The sequence below is a fragment of the Secundilactobacillus mixtipabuli genome (assembly GCF_002217925.1).
In the GTDB taxonomy this organism is placed as follows: Bacteria; Bacillota; Bacilli; order Lactobacillales; family Lactobacillaceae; genus Secundilactobacillus; species Secundilactobacillus mixtipabuli.
Genome location: NZ_BCMF01000006.1, coordinates 160577 through 183145, shown reverse-complemented (window position 1 = coordinate 183145; position 22569 = coordinate 160577). Strand labels below are relative to the sequence as shown.

Sequence of the window (22569 nt, the reverse complement as noted above, 5' to 3'; positions counted from 1 at the left end):
ACTGCCCCCTTCATTTTTGCTTAGTGCCATTATTTTAACGTAAAACGGGCTCGAGACAAAACAAAAGTTGTTTTGTTTTCTCGAGCCCATCCAACACAAAATTTTAATCGTTAGTTGAAGCTGAATCTTCTGGTTCAACTTCGGTTTCTTTTAACAGAATTGCAACTGTATTGCTGACTTCATCAGCCTTAACTTCCAACGTTTCGCCGGTTTTACGAATTTTAATTTCAACGATACCGTCACTGGCCTTTTTACCAACGGTGATTCGAATTGGCAAGCCAATCAAATCAGAATCGGCAAATTTAACCCCAGCCCGTTCTTTACGATCATCGATCAAAACACGGTAACCAGCTTCAGTTAAACTGTCCGTTAACTGGTTAGCAAGTGTGACCTGGTCGTCATTTTTCATGTTCACGGGAATAACGTGTAAATCGTATGGTGCAATTGAACGTGGCCATACTAGCCCGTTTTCGTCTGATTGCTGTTCGCTAATTGCTGACAGCAACCGGCTGACACCGATACCGTATGAGCCCATGATAACTGGCACTGAACGGCCATTTTCATCTAGGACTTTCGCATCCAGAGCTTCTGAATAACGGGTGCCCAGCTTGAAAATATGACCGATTTCAATCCCGCGGGTAAACTTCAACTTGCCAGCACCATCCGGCGAAATATCGCCTTCCTTAACGGTTCTAATATCGGTAAATTTATCCACGCGGAAATCTCGTTCAACGTTGGCATTGACGTAGTGGTAACCATCTTCATCGGCACCAACCACGGCGTTAACCATATCTTGAACGTAACGGTCGGCAACGATCGTGACCTCTTCACCAACACCCACTGGGCCAAGAGCACCGAATGAGGCACCGAGATACTTTTCAGCGTCTTCATTAGTTGCTGGTGCTAAGAAATCAGCGTGTAAGAAGTTCTTAAGTTTGACTTCATTCAGTTCATCATCACCACGAAGTAAAGCCAACACGGGCTTTTCGTCGGCAATGTAAAGCATGCTCTTGATCAAATTATCCGCGCTAACGTCCAGTTTCGCAGCAACATCGTCAATGGTTTTCGCATCGCCCGTTGCCACTTTTTCAAGGTCCTTTTGTGCGGCATGAGATTTCTTAGGCGTATAGAGGTTCGTTGCCATTTCAATATTGGCAGCGTAATCAGATTCATCAACGTAAACGATCGTGTCTTCACCAATTGGGGCAATGGCAGAAAATTCCTTAGAATCCTTACCGCCCATGGCACCAGCGTCACCAATAATCGTCCGGTATTTCAAACCGATCCGGTCAAAGACACGCTTGTAAGCCCCTTCCATTTGACGATAAACCGTATCCAGATCATCATAATTCGTTGAAAATGAATAAGCATCCTTCATAATGAATTCACGGCCACGCAATAAACCGTAACGGGGACGTTCTTCATCACGATACTTTGCCTGAATTTGGTATAAAGTCAACGGTAAACGCTTATATGACTTAATGCTGTCACGGATCAATGTCGTGAAAGTTTCTTCATGAGTCGGTCCGAGAATGAAGTCCGTATCATGACGATTTTTAAACTTAAACAGTGTCGGACCGTATGTATCGTAACGGCCTGAATCCTTCCAGAGCTGAGCTGGTAAAACAGTAGGAACCACCATTTCAACAGCATCGATCTTTGCCATTTCCTCCCGAATAATTTTTTCAATATTGGTCAGAACTTGGAATGCCAGGGGTAAATAAGCATACATCCCCGCAGTCACCTGTCGAATGTAGCCAGCTCTAAGCATCATCTGATGACTTAAGGCCTCAGCACCACTCGGCACCTCTTTCAGTGTTGGAATCAGCAATTTTGACTGTTTCATACTCAATTGAACTCCTTTTTAACCGTTTTTTTGATCTATTTGATTTTGATCTATTTGATAAAGTAACGTTCGATGTCATTCCACGTGACCAGTAACATTAAGACAACCAAGAAAACCACCCCAACCAAGGTGATAGCTGTTTCAACGTTTTCTGACAGTGGTTTGCGACGAACGCCTTCAATCACGTTAAGTAATATTTTACCACCATCAAGCGCCGGAATTGGCAATAAATTGACAATTCCCAAGTTAAGAGACAAAAAGGCCAGAAAACTCAAAACGCCAAGAATCCCCTCAGATGCTGCAGTAGAAGTGGTGGCAAAAATAGCGACGGGACCCCCTAAATCATTCAAACTGAAGTGGCCGGAAACCATGGACCAAATGGCCACCATTAAGCGGACAGTCATCTGCCAAGTTTGGGTAAAACCGGAAACCAGCATAGCGCCCAAATCATGGCTGCGATACTGGGTGATTCCAATGGCACCAATGGTTTTCTTGTTAACTTTAGTCGCAGCTGGCACCATCTTAATCGTTTTCGTTTGATTGCCGCGTTTAATTTCAAAGTTGGTCTGCTTATGTGCCCGGTTTTGAATCTGAACGGCAATTTGATTCCAGTCGTTGACTTTTTTGCCGTTCACAGCAGTAATGTAATCCCCGTTTTTGATTCCAGCGGAACGGGCAACTGTGACGTCCGTCGTCGTTGGACTCACTCGGTTACTATTATTGGTCACACCACCGGCAACAAACGTCAAAATCGTATACACAATAATGGCCAAAATAAAGTTATTCATCGGCCCAGCAAAGTTAGTCATCAGCCGATGACCCAAACTAGCTGATTGAAATTGAACGTCCCGCGGTGCAATTCGAACTTCCGTACCATCGTTTTCAATGATGGTCGCATCGTGAGCCACGTTATACCGTTTAACCTCACTCTCATCACCGTTCTCATAGCCTTCAATCCAGAGTTCATCCTCTAAATCAGTCGCCGTAACAGCCATGGGTACGCCGTTAAATAACGTGGATTTTTTACTGGTATTGATCCGGGTCACCTGATCGTTATCACCAATGTAAAGGCTAACTGGTGTCCCCGGCTTTAATTCATCCTCATCATCCTCAGCCCCAGCCATTCGAACGTAACCACCGACCGGTAATAACCGAATAGTATAGGTGGTGTCAGTTGTCCGGTAATTAAAGAGCTTAGGACCCATTCCGATTGAAAATTCACGAACAAGGATCCCTGCCCGTTTGGCAAAGTAAAAGTGCCCAAACTCGTGAATAAAGACAATCAGGCCAAACACAATAATGAAGGTAATAATGGTCGTAATCACAGACGTCGATCCTTTCGTAATAACCAAAGTTTGTAAGCTTGTTTGTTTACATAAAGCCTAGTAAATGCAAGGCTGGCAAGACTAATAACAGGCTATCAAAACGGTCTAGAATACCACCATGCCCTGGCAGAATTCGGCCAGAATCTTTAACACCATAATAACGTTTCAATGCTGACTCCACCAAATCACCGATTTGACCGATAATTGAAAGCACGATTGTAAATAATACCGTGACTAACCAGCTGTAGTCGCCCTGCGGGTAAAAATAAACGTAGATGGCAACGATAATGGTTGCTGCCACAGTACCACCAATTGAACCTTCCCAGGTTTTATTAGGACTGATGTGCGGTGCCAGTTTATGCCGGCCTAATTTACGACCGATCATATAGGCGCCACTATCGGTGATCCAAACAATAAACAGCGCAAAGAAAATGGTTGTGAGACTCGCTGCATCAGCAACAATAAAGTAGTGAAACCCGAAACCAATATAGATTGCACCCGTCGTCAAAACAGCAGCATCATCGAACGAAAACCGGTTCTTCGAAAAAACGGTGTACATTAACATTAACACAATGAAGCTATAAACCACGAAGGTCAAGTCTAAATGGCCGGGCAAAATGCTATGCCAAAAATCGGGTAATACAATCAGTAACACGATGAGGCCAGATAATACAGCTTCCCATGAAACGATCAGTTTTTTCCTCATCACCAATATTTCAGAAAGTGCGATTAGACCAAGAACTGCAGCCGCAATATCGACCCAAACGCCTCCAGCAATAATAATCGGGATGAAGATGATTAAGGCGATCACCGCCGTAATAACCCTTTGTTTCATTATAAACTCCTTTTCATCTATCCTATTTCGTTAAGCCGCCAAAACGGCGTTTACGATGTTGATATTCATAAACGGCTTGCGTTAATGATTCAGCCGTAAAATCAGGCCAGTGCGGTGCCATGAAAACAAACTCTGAATAGGCAATCTGCCACAATAAGAAGTTAGAGATCCGTTCCTCACCGGAGGTTCTAATAACCACGTCAGGATCTTGATATTGACCGAGACCTGCCGTCATCAAATGCTGACTGATCATTTCTGGTGAAATGTCTTCTGGTTTCAACTCACCCTGTTGGACCGACTGGGCGATTTCTTGTACCGCCGTCGTAATTTCAGCACGACTGCCATAATTCAGCGCAAAGTTTAAAATCATCCCATCGCAGTCTTTCGTGTCTTCAATCGCAGCAGCTACGGCCGCTTGCGTTTTTTGCGGGAGTTGATCCGTATAACCCATGACGTTGACGCGCACGTTATGACTAATTAATTCGGGCACAAACGTGTCAAAGAAATCTACCGGCAATTTCATGAGGTAATTGACTTCATCAGTTGGCCGTTTCCAGTTCTCCGTTGAAAACGCGTAAAGCGTCAGCACTTTAATGCCGAGATCACTAGCAGCTTTAGTGATTGTCTTAACCGTGTTCATTCCCTGCTTGTGACCAGCGACCCTTGGTAAATGACGTTTTTGCGCCCAGCGGCCATTGCCATCCATAATAATGGCAACGTGGGCCGGAATATTGTTAGGATCCAGTTCTATTTTTTCAGGCATCTCTGACTGATTCTTATTATTGAGCCAAGAAAACACAGTGGCACCTCCAAATTAGCTTTCAAACCATAATCATACCAAAAAACAGAGTTGTCGACTATCCCAACTCTGTTTAAAGCGATTATTTAACAGAATCTAAATAAGCTACTGAAGCAAACGCCATTCACCGCGATTAGCGTCAGATAACGTATTAAAATACTGAAGTAAATTATTAGCATCATCTGGGCTTACTTCACCAAGCATATTCAAGCCTTCACCCGTTGGAATGGGTTCACTTAGGTCCGTAATTTCAGAATCGTTTTCGATGGTTGCCTTTGAAAATGCAACGATCCAATCTTCCTCGATCAACTGGGTGATTACGAAGAATAAATTAAAGTCATCCTTTACAAAGGCAGGTTGTGCATAAACACCTTCGTCAATTTGAGTCAGTTCGTTACCGTTATAGTTTAAAACCGCTAAGTTTTCATCAGTAACAGCATCATTTAGTTTAAAAACCATTTTGGCAAATTGAGGTGTGCCAGGTGTGATTTCAACTGTTTCGTCATCGTTTGCCATGTCTAATTTCCTTTCGTTCCATCAAGACTAGCCTGAGATAATTTCTTGTTCTTTATCCTCAGTCAATTTATCAATTTGCTTAACAGCATCATCAGTCACGTTTTGAACTTGTTTTTCCAGATCATGAACGTCATCATCAGTAAAATCACCGTTCTTGTGACCTTTTTTCAATGCGTCCATTGCTTCGCGACGGACGTTACGAACAGCAACTTTACCTTGTTCAGCAACTGCCCGAACCTGCTTAGCAAGTTCTTTACGCCGTTCTTCAGTCAGTTGAGGAACAACTAACCGCAGAGCAGAACCGTCATTAGCTGGTGTGATCCCTAAATCAGATTCCAAAATACCCTTTTCAACATCTTCCAAAGAAGACTTGTCAAACGGTGTGACCAAGATTACCCGTGGTTCTGGAACAGTGATTGCAGCCACTTGGTTAATGGGTGTTTCAACACCGTAATATTGAACCGTTACCCGGCTTAAGAGACTTGCATTAGCCCGACCGGCACGAATCGTACCAAACTCACGGCCTAACACCTCTTCAGCTTTTTTCATTTTATCTTTTGCTTCATTAATAATTGGGTTTGCCAATACTATTTCCCCCTTACAGTCGTCCCGATGTTTTCACCAAGAACAACTTTTTTAATATTACCTGGATGATTTAAGTTAAAGACGACCAACGGAATATCATTATCCATTGATAAAGTGCTGGCTGTTGAATCCATCACGTGTAAGCCCTTGTTAATAATATCCATGTGGGTCAAATGATCGAACTTAACGGCGTTGTGATCAACGTTAGGATCAGCAGAATAGACACCATCAACACCGTTCTTGGCCATTAAGATCGCATCCGCGCTGATTTCAGCTGCTCGTAATGCGGCCGTTGTATCAGTTGAGAAATATGGGCTGCCAGTACCACCGGCAAAAATAACGACCCGGTCTTTCTCCAAATGACGAATGGCTTTTCGACGAATGTAAGGCTCAGCAATCGCCCGCATTTCAATCGACGTTTGAACCCGGGTCGGCACGCCGATGTCCTCGAGGTTATCTTGAAGAGCAAGACCATTCATAATGGTTGCTAACATGCCAATATAATCAGCCTGTGCGCGTTCCATGCCCATCTGAGCACCAGATTCGCCTCGCCACATGTTACCGCCACCAACGACAATCCCAATCTGAAGTCCTAAGTCATAAACTTCCTTAACTTCTTTTGCTACTGTCTTAATGACTGGCGGGTGAATACCAAAACCTTGATCGCCTGCCAAAGCTTCACCGCTCAGCTTCAAAACGATGCGTTTATATTTTAAATCGGTCATCATGAGCCTCCTATTAGTTTCCTCAAGTTATTCTATCATAATCCGGTATCGACCAACAGTCGTATCCCCGTTTTAGGGCATAAAAAAAGATGTACGCAACACGTACATCCCCTTTTCAAGTCAGTTTTAGCCGTTAATTTGACTATTTACTTCATCTTCAAAGTTTTTAGTTTCAACTTCGATACCTTCACCGACTTCGTAACGTACAAAGCTCTTCAACTTGCCACCCTTTGAGGCAACGTATTGGCTAACCGTTTGGTCAGAATCCATCACAAATTCTTGGTCAGCAAGACTGATTTCTGATAAGAACTTCCGGAGACGGCCTTCGACCATCTTTTCAACGATCTTTTCAGGCTTACCTTCGTTTAAGGCTTCCTTCTTCAAGACTTCGCGTTCGTGATCTAAACGTTCTGCAGGAATATCGTCACGAGAAACGAATTCTGGGTTAACGGCTGCAACGTGCATTGCAACGTTCTTAGCAACACTGGCATCGGCACCTTCAAGGACAACTAAAGCAGCGATTTGGCCACCATTATGCAGGTAAGCACCAAAGACTTCGTTATCGTTCTTTTCAACGACTTGGAAACGACGAAGCGTTGTGTGTTCTGAAGTGACTTGAGTTTGTTCGATGATCATTTCTTTAATGGTTTGACCAGCGTCGTTCTTTAATGCCATAGCAGCATCCATATCAGCTGGCTTGTTAGCAGCAATCAAATCAGTAATCGTTTGAACTAAGTTCTTAAAACGATCGTTTGAAGCAACAAAGTCAGTTTCAGAGTTAACTTCAGTGATTGCAGCGACATTTCCGTTTTCAGTAATGTGAGCTAAACCGTTAGCAGCAACGTTGCCACTCTTCTTTTCAGCTTTAGCGATTCCCTTTTCACGCAGGAAATCAACCGCTTTGTCCATGTCACCTTCGGTAGCAACGAGCGCTTTCTTTGCGTCCATCATACCAACGCTAGTCTTATCACGAAGTTCTTTAACCATTTTTGCAGTAATGCTTGCCATTATATGGCCTCCTTAATATTTAATAGCAGTGAGTCACTTAACACCAACACAAAAGGCTGGCCTGAAAATAATCAGGCCTCGCGGGTCCACATTTTCAAGCCAGCCTAAGCACTGATGGTTTTAAACGAATTCTATAAACTATTCAGCAGCGTTTTCTGAAGCGTCTTTGCTGTCAGCGGCTTTAGCTTCTGCTTTAGCAGCTTCAGCCTCGTCTTCGCCTTGACGGCCTTCAATAACGGCATCGGCCATCTTGCTTGTAATCAAGCGAACGGCACGGATAGCGTCATCGTTAGAAGGAATGATAACGTCAACATCGTCTGGGTCGGTGTTAGTATCAACCATAGCGACGATTGGAATGTTCAACTTTTGAGCTTCCTTAACGGCGATCTGTTCCTTACGAGGATCAACAACAAACATAACGTCAGGTAACTTAGGCATATCTTCGATACCGCCTAAGAAACGTTCCAACTTGTCAGTTTGCTTCTTCAGTAAAGAAACTTCCTTCTTTGGCAGACGATCGAAAGTACCGTCTTCAGCCATCTTCTTAAGATCCTTCAAACGCTTGATACGAGTTTGAATGGTGTTCCAGTTGGTTAAAGTTCCACCCAACCAACGGTGGTTAACGTAAAATTGACCAGCGCGGGTAGCTTCTTCTTCAATAGAATCTTGGGCTTGCTTCTTAGTACCAACGAAAAGCACTACAGCACCTTTAGATGCTTCATCCTTAACGAAGTTGTAGGCGGTGTCGATCAACTTAACCGTCTTTTGTAAGTCGATAATGTAGATCCCGTTACGTTCGGTGAAGATATATTCCTTCATCTTTGGGTTCCAGCGACGAGTTTGGTGACCGAAGTGGACACCTGCTTCAAGTAATTGTTTCATTGTAATAACAGCCATGAAATAGCCTCCATCAAAGTTTTTTTCCTCCCCTGAGGTCCTTTATATCAAGAACTCATGCGAGCACTGCTTAATATATCGCTCAAGGTGTGAATTGTGGCAATCAGCCGAAAACTAGTATACCTGTTTTAGCAGTTCATATCAACCCTTAGCAACCTGAAAATAAAAAAAATTTGAAATTAATGTTACATTCATGTTACACTACTTCTCGCAGAACTTCGAGGAGGAACCAATTATGCTCAAAGCAATCGTTTTTGATCTTGACGATACACTATATGATCAACAACGACCATTCCAGCAAGCACTATTTTCAGTCTGGAACGACCCCGCGGTTTCCGGTCACGTGCTAACGGACCTTTTCAAGGTTTTTAAACACATGAATGACCGCGTCGCAAAACTTGAAACATTAACTATGAATCATGTTTTCAGCTGTCTTAATGACGTCCTGACACAACATGACTTACCAACTTTAACGAATTCGGTTTGGCTTGCTTTTTGCGATCGTTATCGCTTAGAAGCAGAAAAAATCAGTTTGTTTTCAGATATTCAGGCACAATTACCGTCATTAAAAAGCCACTATGAACTAGGGGTCATTACTAACGGTGAAAGTAACACTCAGTCTGAAAAACTGTCCCGTCTTGATCTGCAACGCTGGGTCAAAGACGAAAACATCATTATTTCTGATGAAGTGGGTTTAAGAAAACCTGATCCAAGAATCTTTACCCACTTCAATCGCCATCTGAACGTTCAAGCCAACGAAATTGTGTATATTGGTGATAACTTTGAAAAGGATATGGTCGGCGCTAAGCAGGCTGGCTGGCACGCGTTCTGGTTTAACCACCGGCACCTTGATATGCCCAAGTCAGATTTCATTCCTGATCAAACAGTTGAATCACCTACCGAACTGGCAGAGCTTTTACAAGCCATGTCCGTAACGAATTATTAACGCATTGGATCAAAAAAGCAGCTCATCAAATCATTGTTGATTTGGTGAGCTGCTTTTTGCTTGACCTGAAAATCATTTCATCGTCGGTATACTGCCACTAAGGACCCAACGGCGTCAAGCAGCATGATGATTGCCATCAGCCACATCGCTGCCATGTTATTCATACTGAGCAGCAAACCAATTAAAATCACGTTCAACGTTAATAATAACCACAAAAACGGCTTAGACATGCTCCCCATATCATCATCTCTTTTCAATTATCATTATAGTACAAATCATTTAGGTGTCCCTCAAAAATAGTAACATTTTGTAAATCAGCGGTATAATAGAGGCGAACACGAGAGGAGAACAAGCTAATGAGTGAAAAAATCTATCATAATTACTTTTTTGATGAACCTGCTTTCAATACTCACGACGGAGGTTACGTTCCGCTGGAGGTTGCCGATGCGCCGGAAAAGCCACTGGCGATTCCAGCACTATTAAAACCAGATAAAGAAACCGATACTGATATTTGGTACACCGTAACTGCTCAAGCGGGTGAAACACCCATTCTTCCTGGTGAAAAGACCAAGACCTGGGGCTACAATGCCAGCATTCTTGGTCAAACCATTGTTTACCCCGTTGGTAAGCATATCCACGTTGCTTTGGAAAATCATTTACCGGAACTCACCACCTTCCATTGGCATGGCCTGATCGTTTCCGGTCCCTATGTCGACGGTGGCTGTCATGCACCCGTATATCCGGGTGAAACCAAGCACATTGACTTCACCTTAAACCAACCCGCTGCAACCACTTGGCTGCACGCTCATCCGTGCCCATCAACGGCTGAACAGGTTTGGCACGGCTTGGCAACCATGGTGCTAGTTACCGACGACCACATCAAGAGCCTGCCAATTCCACACAACTACGGTGTAGATGATATTCCGCTGGTACTGCAAGACCGCCGTTTCCACGAAGGCAACCAGTTGGACTATCATGCCGATTACGATCCAGACGGCGTGCAAGGGCCAACCGCTCTCATCAACGGCACCGTCAACCCCGTCTTTGACGTGACGACGCAGAAACTACGCCTGCGGATTTTGGACGGTGCTAACCGGCGTGAATGGCGGCTGCACTTTTCAGACGACCTTAAATTTGCTCAAATCGGCGGTGATTCCAGTCTGCTGCCAGAACCCGTTTACATGGACCACTTGATGCTCACTTGTGCTGAACGGGCTGAGATCGTAGTGGACTTTGCAGGTTACCATGACGGTCAAACCGTTACACTGTTCAGCGATGACGTGCCAATCGTCAAGTTCAAGATTCACCAGTTTGCACCTGATAACACCACGTTGCCAGACCATCTCTTCACGATCAACAAACCTGAAGTTGATCCAAAAACACCCGTTCGTAAAATTGTGATGAGCGGCATGGACGAAAGTGTCATGATGGACAACAAGAAGTTCAGCATGCAACGCATCGATGCCACCCAGCCAATCGGTGAAAGCCAGTACTGGGACATTACCAACTCTAATGACATGGATTCCGGCATGGTTCACCCCTTCCACGTTCACGGAACTGAATTTCTCGTAATTTCTCGTAACGGCCACGCACCTTATCCAAACGAACATGGCTATAAGGACACGGTTGGTGTCAACCCCGGTGAAACGGTCCGCATCCTGGTCCGTTTCGACCTGCCTGGCGTTTACATGTACCACTGCCACATCATTGAACACGAAGATGGCGGCATGATGGCGCAAATTCAAACCTACGAACCCGATAAGCCAATGCCAAAATATAAATTGATGGACATGGATACCTTGATGAACGCCTTCGCAAAAGAACGCGGCATTGATCCCAAAGACTTATGGATGGCCGGTATGGATTCCTACGCCAAGATGGGTATGAAGATGTAACCAAACAATACATGGTTAAACTAAAACCTCTCAGTCAGATGATTGAGAGGTTTTTTTATAGCCATTTATTGAATTTTCGACCAAATGATTTTGCGCTGGCGATCGTAATATTCGTGGTCACGGGCGTTGATTGCACGCATGACCCGGCAGGGATTGCCCACTGCCACGACGTTTGCGGGCACGTTCTTGGTTACCACGCTGCCCGCGCCAATCACCGTATTGTCGCCGATTGTCACTCCGGGAAGGACAATAGCACCGGCACCTAGCCAGCAATTACGGCCGATCTTAATTGGTAAATTATACTGGTATTCCTTTTCCCGCAGTTCGAATAAAACCGGATGGGTGCCGGCAGCTAAAATCACGTTAGGGCCAAACATAGTGTGGTCGCCCACGTAGATGTGAGTATCATCCACAGCCGTTAAATTATAGTTAGCGAAAATTTGGCTGCCGAAGTGCATGAAATGACCCGCCCAATTAGCATGCAGCGGCGGTTCGATGTAGGTCTCTTCACCGATTTCCGCAAACATTTGACTTAGCAGCTCAGCCCGCTTGTCGTGATCCCCCGGCCGCGTTTGATTATAGTCATATTGTAATTCTTGAGCGGCTTCCTGTTCTTGAAGAATTGATTGATCCATGGGTAAATATAAGTTACCGTTATGCATGTCAGTGGTCATACTGCATCCTCCTCATATCCAATACCTTCATTATAGCAAAATTGAAAGCGTTTTACTTACCTTGATTACGCGGTTCTTAAACTTGATTAGACACTTTAAATTAGCAAACCAATTACATGTCAAAGTCAAGCTAACGTGCTATTATGTCCTTGCATTGAGAGATTGTTTGATTTATGAGAGAAAGGATTGATTAGTATGACAAACTATCATTTGAACCATTCATTCAAAAGGTTTCCCGGCCATTACTTTTACGTCATCGCCTTAGTCTCAGCTGGGCTCCTTTGGGGGCATACCACAACCGTTGTGAAGGCCTCAACTTCAGAGGATTCAACGCCTTCGTCTGGCACCGTCAGTTCAGTTGATCAACCAGCGCCTAGTACAGTTTTACGAACATCCGCCACGACTCAACCGAGTAGTACAGAACAGAATACTGATGGATTCAATAACGTGCGTGTGGTAGCTGATTCCTCATTTTCTAATGAAAGTACAGCAACTAAGATTGCGGCAGTCGAACCAGTTGTCACCACCAGCAACGCCGATGATCCTGGATCAACGGACTCTTCCGGAGGTACTTCAACCGCCAGCGTCACCCTCACACCTCCAGGCGGAACACTGCCGGGAAACGACGGCTCATCAGCAGTACCGGATACGGGTCAGACTGATGACAATCAGACTGGCTCTCAAACCAGTGTGCCTGCAACTAACATTACAACCATCACCCCAGATCCGGAAAACACCACGCAGGTTGCCCCAGATGCCCTGGGCGTTAAACCGGTCGGCAGTATCAGGCTGAACGTGCCGATTCCCACGACCGGTAAGGATGCTATTAAAGCTACGGATGAATATTACTATACGCTTAATGGGCCTATTAATACGACTTATCAATTGGCCAATTATCACACCGGGTTAGCGAATGTTTCAATCAAGCCCGGTACTTGGCTAGGCAGTGTCTATGCTGCCTCTATTCCAACAAATGCAGTGGGTACCGATCCTAAGACCAGCAACAACTATATCGATGAATGGATGCCGGACATTTGGTTTCAGTATTTACTTTGGCTGACCGAATACCAGACTCAATTTTCCACGTGGGCCGGCTTCAGAAATTCATTCTCCAAGTCAGACCTCAACACGCTGACTAATTTCACCATCACCCAGGCTTCTCAGCAAACGACTTCTCCTACTTCGACCGGTCCAGTAGCGACACCGATTTTTACGGCATTACAGCAAACCCAATCTTTGGAGGGTCTTCAATACGCTCAAAACTTGAACACCATTAATTTTACGCTCAATACGACGCTCTCTGACTACACCCAAAGTAGGTTGTGGGATATCAGTTCGCTAGCAAAAATACCCAGTTTAACTAGCGTTCGTTTCTTATACACTTCGATCCAAGATGTGTCGGCTTTAAAGACTAATAAAAACTTAACGAACATTGAGCTCAGTTTTAATCAAATTAGTGATATCAGCGGCTTTGCGATTACCTGGATAGGACAGCAGACGCCTCCCGACATTAACGACAATCGAATCGGCAGCGCACGCTACAATAGTATTAGCATGCCATTGCTAGTGCTTAAACCTGGAACTACCAGCGTGGAAGTGAGTTACAACGTCAAAGAATACGATGGCTCATTAGTTCACATGTATCCTTCTGACGGCTCCGACTTTAGTACTGACTATCCAGAAACCCAGGAGATGTATAAGCCAAGTACAGCTGATGCAGTCAGCGAAGACGATCAAACCATTGTGTTCTATAACTTAAAGACGCCCCCGGCTGGTGATGTTGGCTGGCTTTCAGCGGGGTACGTTTTTTGGGAGGACGGCTATCCAAAAGATCCGTCAGCCTTCGATATATGGGTATCGATTCCCTACATTATTAACGATGAATATGGCACGACAAAAGTCAATTACGAAAACTTAATGCCCAATGGCCAGCAAGAAGAAATTGCCACTTCGACACCATTAAGTGGTCCAATTAGCAACCCGTTCGATATTTCGACTGACCGCAACACGACTTACCCATTAGAATGGCTGATCGACAAATATGGCAGTAACTATATCGTTCTGGACGGTACGGGCAATTACTCAGATTACCTGGCCAATAATGGACTGGCTAAAGCAGCGCCAGTAACCGGAAACTATAGCACTGACCCGCAAAGTCTCACGGTGCTGTTTGCACCAAGTCAACTCACCGTTCAACACGGTTATTACCAGTCTGACGGTCAGTTCACATCACTAGTACCAGACAATCAAGTTGCACAGTCACTGACCACCAATTTGGCCATTAATGACCAGGCCACTGACATTCAAAACTTTCATTATAAAGGTGCAGAAATTGTGGCAAGTGATGGCACTGTGACAGCCATTGACTCGGCGACAACGTCCTTGCCTTACTTATCCGTCGACCACCTGCTCCGAATCGTGTATGCGCCTAATCAAATGACCATCCCAGTCAGCTACGTGGATAACCTTAGCCACGTGATCAATCCCACCACAATCTTCACTGGTACCGCTATCGATTCGGTTTCGCCAACCAGCACAACGGCACAGTTGCCCATTGCAAATTATACTTTTGACCACTACGAACTAAGCGATGGGACGCCTGTCACAAATACGGTTCCCCTGACGGATCTGCAAGCAGGCTTGAAACTGGTTTATACCGGTAACACACTACAAATTCCGGTTAATTACGTGGATAATTTGGGTCAAAAACTGCAATCTGCCCAGATTCAAGGTGTCGTCAACGCGCCATTACCGGCAGGTTTCGCAGCCAATCTGCAAATTAACATTCCAAACTATACCTTTAGTTATATCGAGACTGCCAATCACCAGCCGATTCCCGCCAATGCAACCTACGATACCATTCACGATGGGATTAACCTAGTCTATACGGCCAATAGCACCAATGTTATCCCACCGGTAACGCCGGAAGTAACTCCACCAGAGGAAAAACCGGGCGAAAACGCCCCCGAATCGGTATCGGCAAAAGTGATCTACGCTTTAAAACAAGTTAGTCTGCACACCAGCGTCAACTTCACTGATGACAACATCCTGATGACTTACGTGAAGAAACCGCGAATTTATCGTCCCCGTTTCATGGTGATTGGCACGGCTCGTGATCGTCAAAACCGGCTTCGTTATCTGGTTCGAGACATTAATTCCAAGAGTGACACTTACGGGCTCATTGGCTATTTGACTGCGGATCCAGAATCTGTGCGCAGCGCCTACTACCACATCGTGCCTAAAACCATTACCGTTATTAACCCCAAGGGAATTAACGCTTATGCCAACGCCGACTTAACTGGCAAGCTAACCCATTACCGCCAAGGAACGGTGCTGAAAGTCGCCAACATCATTAAAGACCGAACCGCTACCCGCTTTATCCTCACTAACGGCCAAATTGTGACTGCCAGCAAGGTCCTCGTCAAAATGGGTACCATTGCTCAACCGAAGACGACCACCAAGCTGCTGGCGCTAAATCGTTATGGTGATGTGAACTTAACCACTCGATTAGAGCACTTCAAACGAGTCACACCCAAGTCCTTTACCATCCTCAATTGGGACTACAGTAACGGCTATGACTACCACGTTAAATCATTGAAACGCTATCAAATTGGTAATGGCTACATTACGGCCTATAGTCAGTTAGTCAAAAGTGATTACTAAAGCGTTGAAAAAGCCAAATAAACCTCATCCTGACAAAAATATCGGGATGAGGTTTATTCGATTTAAAAGAAACGCTACCTATTTAATTGTTCAATTCACCCGTATACAAGAAAAAGGTTAGCTTAAATTGATGATCAAATTCAATCTGAAGTTTTCGCCGCTGCAGCAATCCTATCAAATTATAAAACTGATAGTTACTAGCTGTATCTGCAACCAGATAATAATGTGACACGGGAACCTGCTTCCAGTGATTGGCGACTGTTCCTAGCAGCTGCTGACCAATTCCTAGATTTTGATAAGCTGGATCAACGACTAGTAAGACGATTTCGCCTAAATATTCGCCCTTATTGAGACTGGTTAACAGCTTTTGGTCAATCTGTTTTGTTTTATTCAGTAATTTCAAGCTTTGCCGGCCTTCAGCATTCAACAATAACGGCAGCTTTGCTAATTCCAATCTCAAATGATCACTGACTCGCCGCTTCTTTAAGTACTTCGTCTCAGTCAAGGTGACACCAACAACTTCATCCTTCCATAAGGCAACTTTTGCATCATTTTGACGAACCAAACAAGCTTTCAAAAAGACATTGGCTAACCGATGATTTCCCTTAATATCATGGTCGCCACTGAAATCCCAAACGCGTTCGACAATCGTCACTAGCTTAGCAATATCACGTCTTCCTAACGGTCTCATTGTCAGCTTCCGAATCATGTTTCCCTCCTTAATACCGTTCGCTTCACAACCTGTTGCTGCCATTTTTTGGCAAAGTAGGCATCGTTCAGCCGATAGTGCGGTGCTGGTTGCCGCTGCGCTAAAAATGGCCGCACAACTTGATCAATTGCCAGCCAGCCGCGCCGACCCAAATGAATCGTATCCTGCATAAAGTAGTTCACGTTGCCAGCTTGGGTTAGATCCAGAACATGATTAAATCTCTGGAGTGACAACGACCAATTAAAACCTTTTGAAGCCAAAAAGAAGCTTGATACTGTCTGCTAACGCGGCAGTATCAAGCTTCTTTTATGTTTCCTGTTATTTTTATTTAGGCAGTCAATGTCGATTACCTGCGTTTAATATTTAACTTTATCCATGAATCCCCAAAGCCACCTTGGCGAACCGGCTCATCCGGTTCATGTCCCAAGCGGGCTCCCACACGAGGTTGATGTCGCAGGCGGTGACACCGTCCACTGACAGCACCGCGTCGTTGATCTGATCAGCCAGCAGGTTGCCTAACGGGCAGCCCATGGTGGTCAGCGTCATGGTGATTACGCACTGTCCCTTATCATCAACGTTAACATCATAGATCAGCCCCAGGTTGACCATGTCGATACCAAGTTCTGGGTCAATCACGTCTTCCAGTGAGGTCATCACTTTGTTTTCGATGGGTGAAAATTCTGCGCCAACTTCTTCAGCCATTGCGTTTACCTCCTCATTACTGTGCGAGCACGCCATGGACAACCATGACTTCGCCGGCTTCATCGGGTGCTTCCAACCAATGGAATTCACCGGGTTGCATAACAACAGCCTTTCCCGGAACCAGTGTGGTAACCTCATCATCCGTGTGGAACTGAATCGATCCCTTGATAGCAACCACCGTGACGGTCATCATTGACCGATGACGTTTAATGGTCTTCCCCTTTGGCAAAACCAATCTGACAATCGACAAATGGTGTTCAGACAGCATCCGATCTGGTCCTTCTGAAACTGTTGTATCTGGTGTTAATACCTTCATAACCCGATTACCTCCAACGACAAATTTTTATTTAACAATATGCACGTCGCCCTTGATGAAACGACGGCGAAGAACGTACCAGCAAATTAACGCGGTCAATACCAGCAGTGCGATACCTAACTGGTAACTGCCCGTCCAGCCCTTGATCCAGCCAACAACTAGTGGCGGGAAGAACCCGCCTAGGCCACCGACCGCACCTACGAAACCGGTAACGGCACCAGTATTACCCTTAGAAACGTATGGCACCATCTTAAAGACGACCCCGTTGCCCCAGCCGGCGGCAAGGCCAGTTCCCACGATTCCCGTTACAAACAGGATTTGAGAATCAAACGAAAACATGATGACCAATGAAAATACGGCAATGAGAATGAAAATCCACTGCAGCATTGACATTGGCCGAAACTTATCAGCGGCCGCGCCACCAACCGGTCGAATAACCGTACACAAAAAGGCAAACAAGGCCGCATATAGGCCAGCCGTTACCGCATTGACCCCAAAGATATCGCCTAAGAACATGGGCGTTAAATTGGTGAAAGACACGAACAAACCGAAAGTTAAAAAGTAGAATAATGACAGGTACCACGTACTGCTTTCTTTAGCAACGGAAAGTGCACCGCTGACAGACTTCGTTTTATCCGTCGGCATTTCCTTACAGAAAATGGCAAACAGGATCATGATAATCACAGTTAAGATCATCAAAAAATGATAAACACTGTTAAATCCACTAGAAGCTGAAATCCGTGGTAAGGTCAAGGCTGCCACCGCATTACCCATGTTACCCATGGCCACGATTCCTAAAGCGAACCCCTGCTTTTCTGGTGGAAACCAAACTGAAGCGTACGAAACCCCGACTGCAAATGACGTGCCGGCCATTCCGACTAACAAAGCAGCGAACAGTAACATGCCAAACGTGTGAACCTCGGTGATCATAAACAGTGGGATGAGAATAAAAATCATTAAAATAATGTATACTTTCTTACCACCGTATTTATCGCTTAAAATGCCAACTGGAATCCGCATAATGGATCCCAATAACACAGGTGTTGCCAGTAACAGCGTTTTTTGGCCCACTGACAAATGGAACATCGTTGCTACTTGCGCTGCTAGCGGGGCGAAGTTAGACCAAGACATGAAGCAGACAATCATTGCGATGGTTGCCAGAATCAACGCCATATAAGCGTTATACCGTGAGCCATGTGCAACATCCTCTTGAGTAGCCATTATATTAACCTCCTATTTGACTCATATGACGCCAAGTTGGCGCCTTGTCAATAATCCGATCAGTTTCAGCCATTGCCATTTCGTGGTTTAATGGTTTGTTGTCCAGAGCCTTTTGAATCAACTTGCGGAAGGCTGCCTTATCTGGAATGGCTTTGCGAATATCGATTTCTTCATTCCAGTACAGGCAAGCCTTCACGTAACCGTCCGCCGTGATCCGCAAACGGTTACAGTTTTCACAGAATTTGGAACTGATAGGATGAATCAGCCCGAAGCTGCCTTCGTAACCTTCAATTTGGTAATTATCGGAGGGTCCATTACCCTTTAATTCAATTGGGTGATAAACCATGCCGGCCTCGTCTGCGGTTTCAAAGACACTCTTTAGGCCAACATACTCCTTCTTCCACGTCCTCATCGAGTTACCAATGGGCATAAATTCAATGAAGCGAACATTCACATCATGCGTCTTTGTATAATGTAAAAAGTCTAAAACTTCATCATCATTTTGCCCGCGGATCAAAACAATATTTAATTTGATTTTCTTAAAATGAAGCTTGCTGGCAACGGCAATGCCTTCCAGTACCTGGTTGATATTGCCACCCCGAGTGATTTTCTTGTAACGGTCAGGTTTGAAAGTATCCAGGCTGATATTCAGTCGATCTAGGCCGGCTTCTTTCAAATCCTTAGCTAACTTCGCCAGAAACAAGCCGTTGGTGGTGATGGACACATCGTTGATCCCGTCAATGGCCTTAATACGCCGAACAATCTCAACCACATCCGTTCGTAAAAGGGGCTCACCACCAGTGATACGGACTTTAGAAACGCCCATGTCAGCGAAGTTTTGAATCATTTGCACAATTTCGTCTTGAGATAAGACCCGGTCCGTTGGAAAGAAAGGCAATCCCTCTTTGGGCATACAGTACACACACCGCAAATTACAACGGTCTGTGATCGATAACCGGACGTAATCATGTAACCGATCATATTTATCGTAAAGTTTATCCATTCTACTTCCTCCTCATCATTATCCGACAAACTTCAGTTAACCGCCGCTTACTGGTGGAATCAAAGCGATTTCATCGTCTGTACCAACGTCAAGGGGGCCGCTTGCGGTGAATTCTTGATTAACTGCTATTCTCGCCGTACCAATCACTTGGCGTAGATTTGGTGACGCATCAGCAATGGCTTGTTTTATTTGGTCGGCAGTCGGCTGCTCTGGCACAGAGACGACAATGACATCGCCTAACTGTTCTTGAAGCATCGCGAATAATTTCACATGAAGTTGCATTCTCAGTCCCCCCATCTTACGGCGTCAGTGTCGGTTTCTTTCTTCCAAATTGGGACCTCTTTTTTTAAGGTGTCGATTAAGTACTCGCACCAGCGAAAGGCATCGCCACGGTGAGCGGCCGCTACCCCAACAAACACAGCTTCGTCGGTTAAGTCCAAGTGGCCAGTTCGATGTGCGATGACCACTCGGGCACCCTTAGCTTCAATTGGTGCAGCCAATTTTTCCAGCTGCTTTTCGGCCATGGGATGATAAGCTGAGTAATCAATAAAGCGTGTCTCAATATCACCTGTCCACTGGCGAACCGTGCCGACAAAGGTTACGATACCGCCATACTGCGGGTCCTTTAATTTTTGGTAAAGTGCGTCCACATCGATTGGTGAATCGCTGATGTTTAGGTAATACATACTGACCACCTGTTTTTCATAATGTTGATTACAACCCCTATTATTTCAGAAGAATATTCCTGGTTGAATTAGTCAATTCCCTAATTTATTCCAAAATTGACAGAATGCTATACTGGATACTAGTTAGAAAGACTGAGAAAGTTCCCAGGCTAAGAGTTTCGAAACCTGATTAAGCACCAAAAAAGTGGTAAATCGAATTATTGATTGCTTCTAACGTTTCCTGGTGTGGCCTAAAACTATTTAGATGAAGGGAGTTGAAAATTATCTTACGAGTTAGGCACCAATTACAAATCATCTCCCTTGCGAGTATTATTTTAGTTTTATTATCATTTGCCTCACTGTGTTTTGGTAATTATCAAATTCCATTAATTCATTTGTATTATGCAATAATTGGTCAAATCACCGATCACACGGTTATTAGCCCCATTGAAACTAACATTATTTTCAGCTTACGGCTGCCTCGGATGTTAGCGGCGATTGGAATCGGCGCCGCTTTAGCCATTTCTGGAACGGCTTATCAAAACATTTTTCAAAACCCGTTAGTTTCTCCCGATTTACTTGGCGTGTCTAACGGTGCTGCTGTTGGCGCTGCTCTAGCCATCCTACTGAATTTGCATAGTTTCGGCACTCAGATCTTAGCACTTATTTTTGGTTTAATTGCCGTCCTTTTAAGTGTCACTATTCCCCGTTTAATGGGTCGTTCGACCAACCTCACGTTAGTACTAGCTGGGGTAGTCGTCAGCGGTCTCATGCAGGCCATTCTAGGGTTATTAAAATACCTTGCTGACCCTGACTCCCAATTGCAAAGTATCGTGTATTGGCAGTTGGGGAGCTTATCCAAAGTAACTGTCGGTAATCTTATTTCGGTACTACCAATGATGCTGATTGGTTTAATTGTACTGTACATCATGCGCTGGCGGTTAACGGTCCTCAGTCTTGGTGACGCAGCAGCGCAAAGTATGGGGATCAACGTTGTGTTTGAACGGCGCTTGGTTGTTTTTAGTGCAACGCTGCTCACGGCGGCGTCCGTTTGTCTGAGTGGCCCAATCGGTTGGATTGGTTTAGTTGTGCCTCACATGGCTCGCATGCTGATTGGTCCAAATACACGTTATGCTTTGCCGCTATCGGGATTAATCGGGGCCATTTTTCTATTACTGGTTGATACACTCGCACGCACGCTTTCAGCCGGTGAAATTCCCCTGAGCATCCTCACAGGATTTATCGGCACACCGATCTTTATCTACATCCTGGCAACAAAGAAGGTGACCTTGCGATGAGCTTGTTAACAATGAATCATCTCAGTTTTCACTACACCGGCCAGCCCAATCTATTTGAACGCCTTAATTGCAGTATACAAAATGGTGAAATACTTACTATTCTCGGCCCAAACGGTGTTGGTAAATCTACCCTGCTGAAATGCCTCATGGGCCTACTAAAACCATCTGCGGGAACCATCACGCTTGAAGGCCAGGCACTGACTAAATTGTCTGCCCGGCAAATCGCTCAAATTGTCGCCTACGTTCCGCAACATGTTGCCAATCCAGGCAGTTTGACGGTCACCGACTACCTTGTGACTAGCCGGACACCATACCTCAGTTTTGCGGCAACTCCTAGAGAAGCTGACTACCAAATTGTCAGGGATAACCTCGCAAAGCTAAGCTTAACTCATTTACAAGACCAACCTGTAAACACGCTTAGTGGTGGCCAATTTCAAATGGTGACTATTGCAAAAGCGCTGGTTCAGCAACCGAAGCTGATTATTTTAGACGAACCAACCGCAGCTTTAGACTTTGGTCGGCAAAAGCAGGTCATTGACCTCATTTCGGCCTTAGCTGCTGACCATTATGCCGTTTTGCATACCACACATAATCCCAACCACGCGTTTATGCTTGGCCACAAAGTCGGTTTATTCTCCCCAGATGGCCATTTTGAAACTGGACAAGCTGACCAACTACTGACGGAAAACCGTCTTAAAAAGATTTATGGAACGGATTTAAAATTGATCTATGAAGCTACTTTGGGGCGTTACGTTTGTGAGTTGGTTTAAAAAATTAGTGTTTTATCTGGCCCAATCGGGCTACAAGAAGGCAACAACCTGCACACAAAGGACTCCCACCCAAAACCCAAGTTCGGGGGCTGTTCACTTTTATATTGCCTAATCAGGCTACAGAAGGCAGTGACCTGCACACAAGAAGCGTCCGCCAGAAACCCAAGTTCG

Annotated in this window: 24 protein-coding genes; 5 read left to right on the top strand and 19 right to left on the bottom strand. The window is 44.9% G+C overall.

Annotated features, from left to right (window positions below; genetic code table 11):
• Positions 1-103: 103 nt before the first annotated feature.
• The 9 genes from IWT5_RS07370 to rpsB all read right to left on the bottom strand — a co-directional run bounded on the left by IWT5_RS07370 (position 104) and on the right by rpsB (position 8536).
• Positions 104-1846, bottom strand: a complete 1743-nt coding sequence (locus IWT5_RS07370) for a proline--tRNA ligase (RefSeq protein WP_089109308.1) — start codon at positions 1844-1846, stop codon at positions 104-106.
• Positions 1847-1896: 50 nt separating this feature from the next.
• Positions 1897-3171: an RIP metalloprotease RseP gene (rseP, locus tag IWT5_RS07365; protein ID WP_089109307.1), complete on the bottom strand. Its 1275-nt coding sequence runs from the start codon at positions 3169-3171 to the stop codon at positions 1897-1899.
• Between the two features lie 46 nt (positions 3172-3217).
• Complete coding sequence (locus IWT5_RS07360) at positions 3218-4006, bottom strand: phosphatidate cytidylyltransferase (RefSeq protein WP_089109306.1); 789 nt, start codon at positions 4004-4006, stop codon at positions 3218-3220.
• A gap of 22 nt (positions 4007-4028) precedes the next feature.
• Positions 4029-4805: an undecaprenyl pyrophosphate synthase gene (gene uppS / locus IWT5_RS07355; RefSeq protein ID WP_263849814.1), complete on the bottom strand. Its 777-nt coding sequence runs from the start codon at positions 4803-4805 to the stop codon at positions 4029-4031.
• Between the two features lie 105 nt (positions 4806-4910).
• Complete coding sequence (locus tag IWT5_RS07350; protein ID WP_089109305.1) at positions 4911-5321, bottom strand: hypothetical protein; 411 nt, start codon at positions 5319-5321, stop codon at positions 4911-4913.
• A 27-nt stretch (positions 5322-5348) separates the two neighbouring features.
• The gene (gene frr, locus IWT5_RS07345) at positions 5349-5870 is read right to left on the bottom strand and encodes a ribosome recycling factor (RefSeq protein WP_439959091.1); all 522 of its coding nucleotides are present in this window, start codon (positions 5868-5870) and stop codon (positions 5349-5351) included.
• A 38-nt stretch (positions 5871-5908) separates the two neighbouring features.
• Positions 5909-6631 (bottom strand): UMP kinase, encoded by a 723-nt coding sequence (gene pyrH, locus IWT5_RS07340; protein ID WP_089109303.1) that lies wholly within the window; start codon positions 6629-6631, stop codon positions 5909-5911.
• Between the two features lie 126 nt (positions 6632-6757).
• Complete coding sequence (gene tsf / locus IWT5_RS07335; RefSeq protein ID WP_089109302.1) at positions 6758-7639, bottom strand: translation elongation factor Ts; 882 nt, start codon at positions 7637-7639, stop codon at positions 6758-6760.
• A 138-nt stretch (positions 7640-7777) separates the two neighbouring features.
• Complete coding sequence (gene rpsB, locus IWT5_RS07330; RefSeq protein WP_089109301.1) at positions 7778-8536, bottom strand: 30S ribosomal protein S2; 759 nt, start codon at positions 8534-8536, stop codon at positions 7778-7780.
• A gap of 235 nt (positions 8537-8771) precedes the next feature.
• Between rpsB and IWT5_RS07325 the strand changes: the two genes are divergently transcribed.
• Positions 8772-9482: an HAD family hydrolase gene (locus tag IWT5_RS07325; RefSeq protein ID WP_159459306.1), complete on the top strand. Its 711-nt coding sequence runs from the start codon at positions 8772-8774 to the stop codon at positions 9480-9482.
• 77 nt (positions 9483-9559) lie between these two features.
• On the opposite strand, the gene IWT5_RS07320 is transcribed toward IWT5_RS07325, so the two are convergent.
• Positions 9560-9739, bottom strand: coding sequence for a hypothetical protein (locus IWT5_RS07320; protein ID WP_143443089.1), 180 nt, complete (start codon positions 9737-9739; stop codon positions 9560-9562).
• Between the two features lie 99 nt (positions 9740-9838).
• On the opposite strand from IWT5_RS07320, the gene IWT5_RS07315 reads away from it, so the two are divergent.
• Positions 9839-11377 carry a multicopper oxidase family protein gene (locus IWT5_RS07315; RefSeq protein ID WP_089109298.1) on the top strand — a complete coding sequence of 513 codons (1539 nt, stop codon included), beginning with the start codon at positions 9839-9841 and terminating at the stop codon, positions 11375-11377.
• A gap of 65 nt (positions 11378-11442) precedes the next feature.
• Here IWT5_RS07315 and IWT5_RS07310 read toward each other — a convergent pair whose 3' ends face one another.
• On the bottom strand, positions 11443-12051 hold the full coding sequence (locus tag IWT5_RS07310; protein ID WP_089109297.1) for a sugar O-acetyltransferase: 609 nt from the start codon (positions 12049-12051) through the stop codon (positions 11443-11445).
• A 195-nt stretch (positions 12052-12246) separates the two neighbouring features.
• On the opposite strand from IWT5_RS07310, the gene IWT5_RS07305 reads away from it, so the two are divergent.
• On the top strand, positions 12247-15714 hold the full coding sequence (locus IWT5_RS07305) for a DUF5776 domain-containing protein (RefSeq protein WP_089109296.1): 3468 nt from the start codon (positions 12247-12249) through the stop codon (positions 15712-15714).
• Positions 15715-15796: 82 nt separating this feature from the next.
• Here IWT5_RS07305 and IWT5_RS07300 read toward each other — a convergent pair whose 3' ends face one another.
• The 8 genes from IWT5_RS07300 to IWT5_RS07265 all read right to left on the bottom strand — a co-directional run bounded on the left by IWT5_RS07300 (position 15797) and on the right by IWT5_RS07265 (position 20351).
• The gene (locus tag IWT5_RS07300) at positions 15797-16423 is read right to left on the bottom strand and encodes a GNAT family N-acetyltransferase (protein WP_089109295.1); all 627 of its coding nucleotides are present in this window, start codon (positions 16421-16423) and stop codon (positions 15797-15799) included.
• Positions 16420-16656 carry a D-alanyl-lipoteichoic acid biosynthesis protein DltD gene (locus IWT5_RS07295; protein ID WP_225360245.1) on the bottom strand — a complete coding sequence of 79 codons (237 nt, stop codon included), beginning with the start codon at positions 16654-16656 and terminating at the stop codon, positions 16420-16422. Before IWT5_RS07295 ends, IWT5_RS07300 begins: the two co-directional genes overlap by 4 nt.
• Before the next feature lie 136 nt (positions 16657-16792).
• Complete coding sequence (locus IWT5_RS07290) at positions 16793-17125, bottom strand: metal-sulfur cluster assembly factor (RefSeq protein WP_089109293.1); 333 nt, start codon at positions 17123-17125, stop codon at positions 16793-16795.
• Positions 17126-17141: 16 nt separating this feature from the next.
• Positions 17142-17441 (bottom strand): cupin domain-containing protein, encoded by a 300-nt coding sequence (locus tag IWT5_RS07285; protein ID WP_089109292.1) that lies wholly within the window; start codon positions 17439-17441, stop codon positions 17142-17144.
• A 27-nt stretch (positions 17442-17468) separates the two neighbouring features.
• The gene (locus IWT5_RS07280; protein WP_089109291.1) at positions 17469-18662 is read right to left on the bottom strand and encodes a nitrate/nitrite transporter; all 1194 of its coding nucleotides are present in this window, start codon (positions 18660-18662) and stop codon (positions 17469-17471) included.
• 4 nt (positions 18663-18666) lie between these two features.
• Positions 18667-19665 carry a GTP 3',8-cyclase MoaA gene (gene moaA, locus IWT5_RS07275; protein WP_089109290.1) on the bottom strand — a complete coding sequence of 333 codons (999 nt, stop codon included), beginning with the start codon at positions 19663-19665 and terminating at the stop codon, positions 18667-18669.
• Positions 19666-19701: 36 nt separating this feature from the next.
• Positions 19702-19947 carry a MoaD/ThiS family protein gene (locus tag IWT5_RS07270; protein ID WP_089109289.1) on the bottom strand — a complete coding sequence of 82 codons (246 nt, stop codon included), beginning with the start codon at positions 19945-19947 and terminating at the stop codon, positions 19702-19704.
• Between the two features lie 2 nt (positions 19948-19949).
• Complete coding sequence (locus IWT5_RS07265) at positions 19950-20351, bottom strand: molybdenum cofactor biosynthesis protein MoaE (RefSeq protein WP_089109288.1); 402 nt, start codon at positions 20349-20351, stop codon at positions 19950-19952.
• Between the two features lie 260 nt (positions 20352-20611).
• Here IWT5_RS07265 and IWT5_RS07260 point away from each other — a divergent pair, with 260 nt between their 5' ends.
• Complete coding sequence (locus IWT5_RS07260; protein ID WP_089109369.1) at positions 20612-21628, top strand: FecCD family ABC transporter permease; 1017 nt, start codon at positions 20612-20614, stop codon at positions 21626-21628.
• Positions 21625-22398, top strand: coding sequence for an ABC transporter ATP-binding protein (locus IWT5_RS07255; protein ID WP_089109287.1), 774 nt, complete (start codon positions 21625-21627; stop codon positions 22396-22398). Before IWT5_RS07260 ends, IWT5_RS07255 begins: the two co-directional genes overlap by 4 nt.
• The last annotated feature ends 171 nt before the right edge of the window (positions 22399-22569 follow it).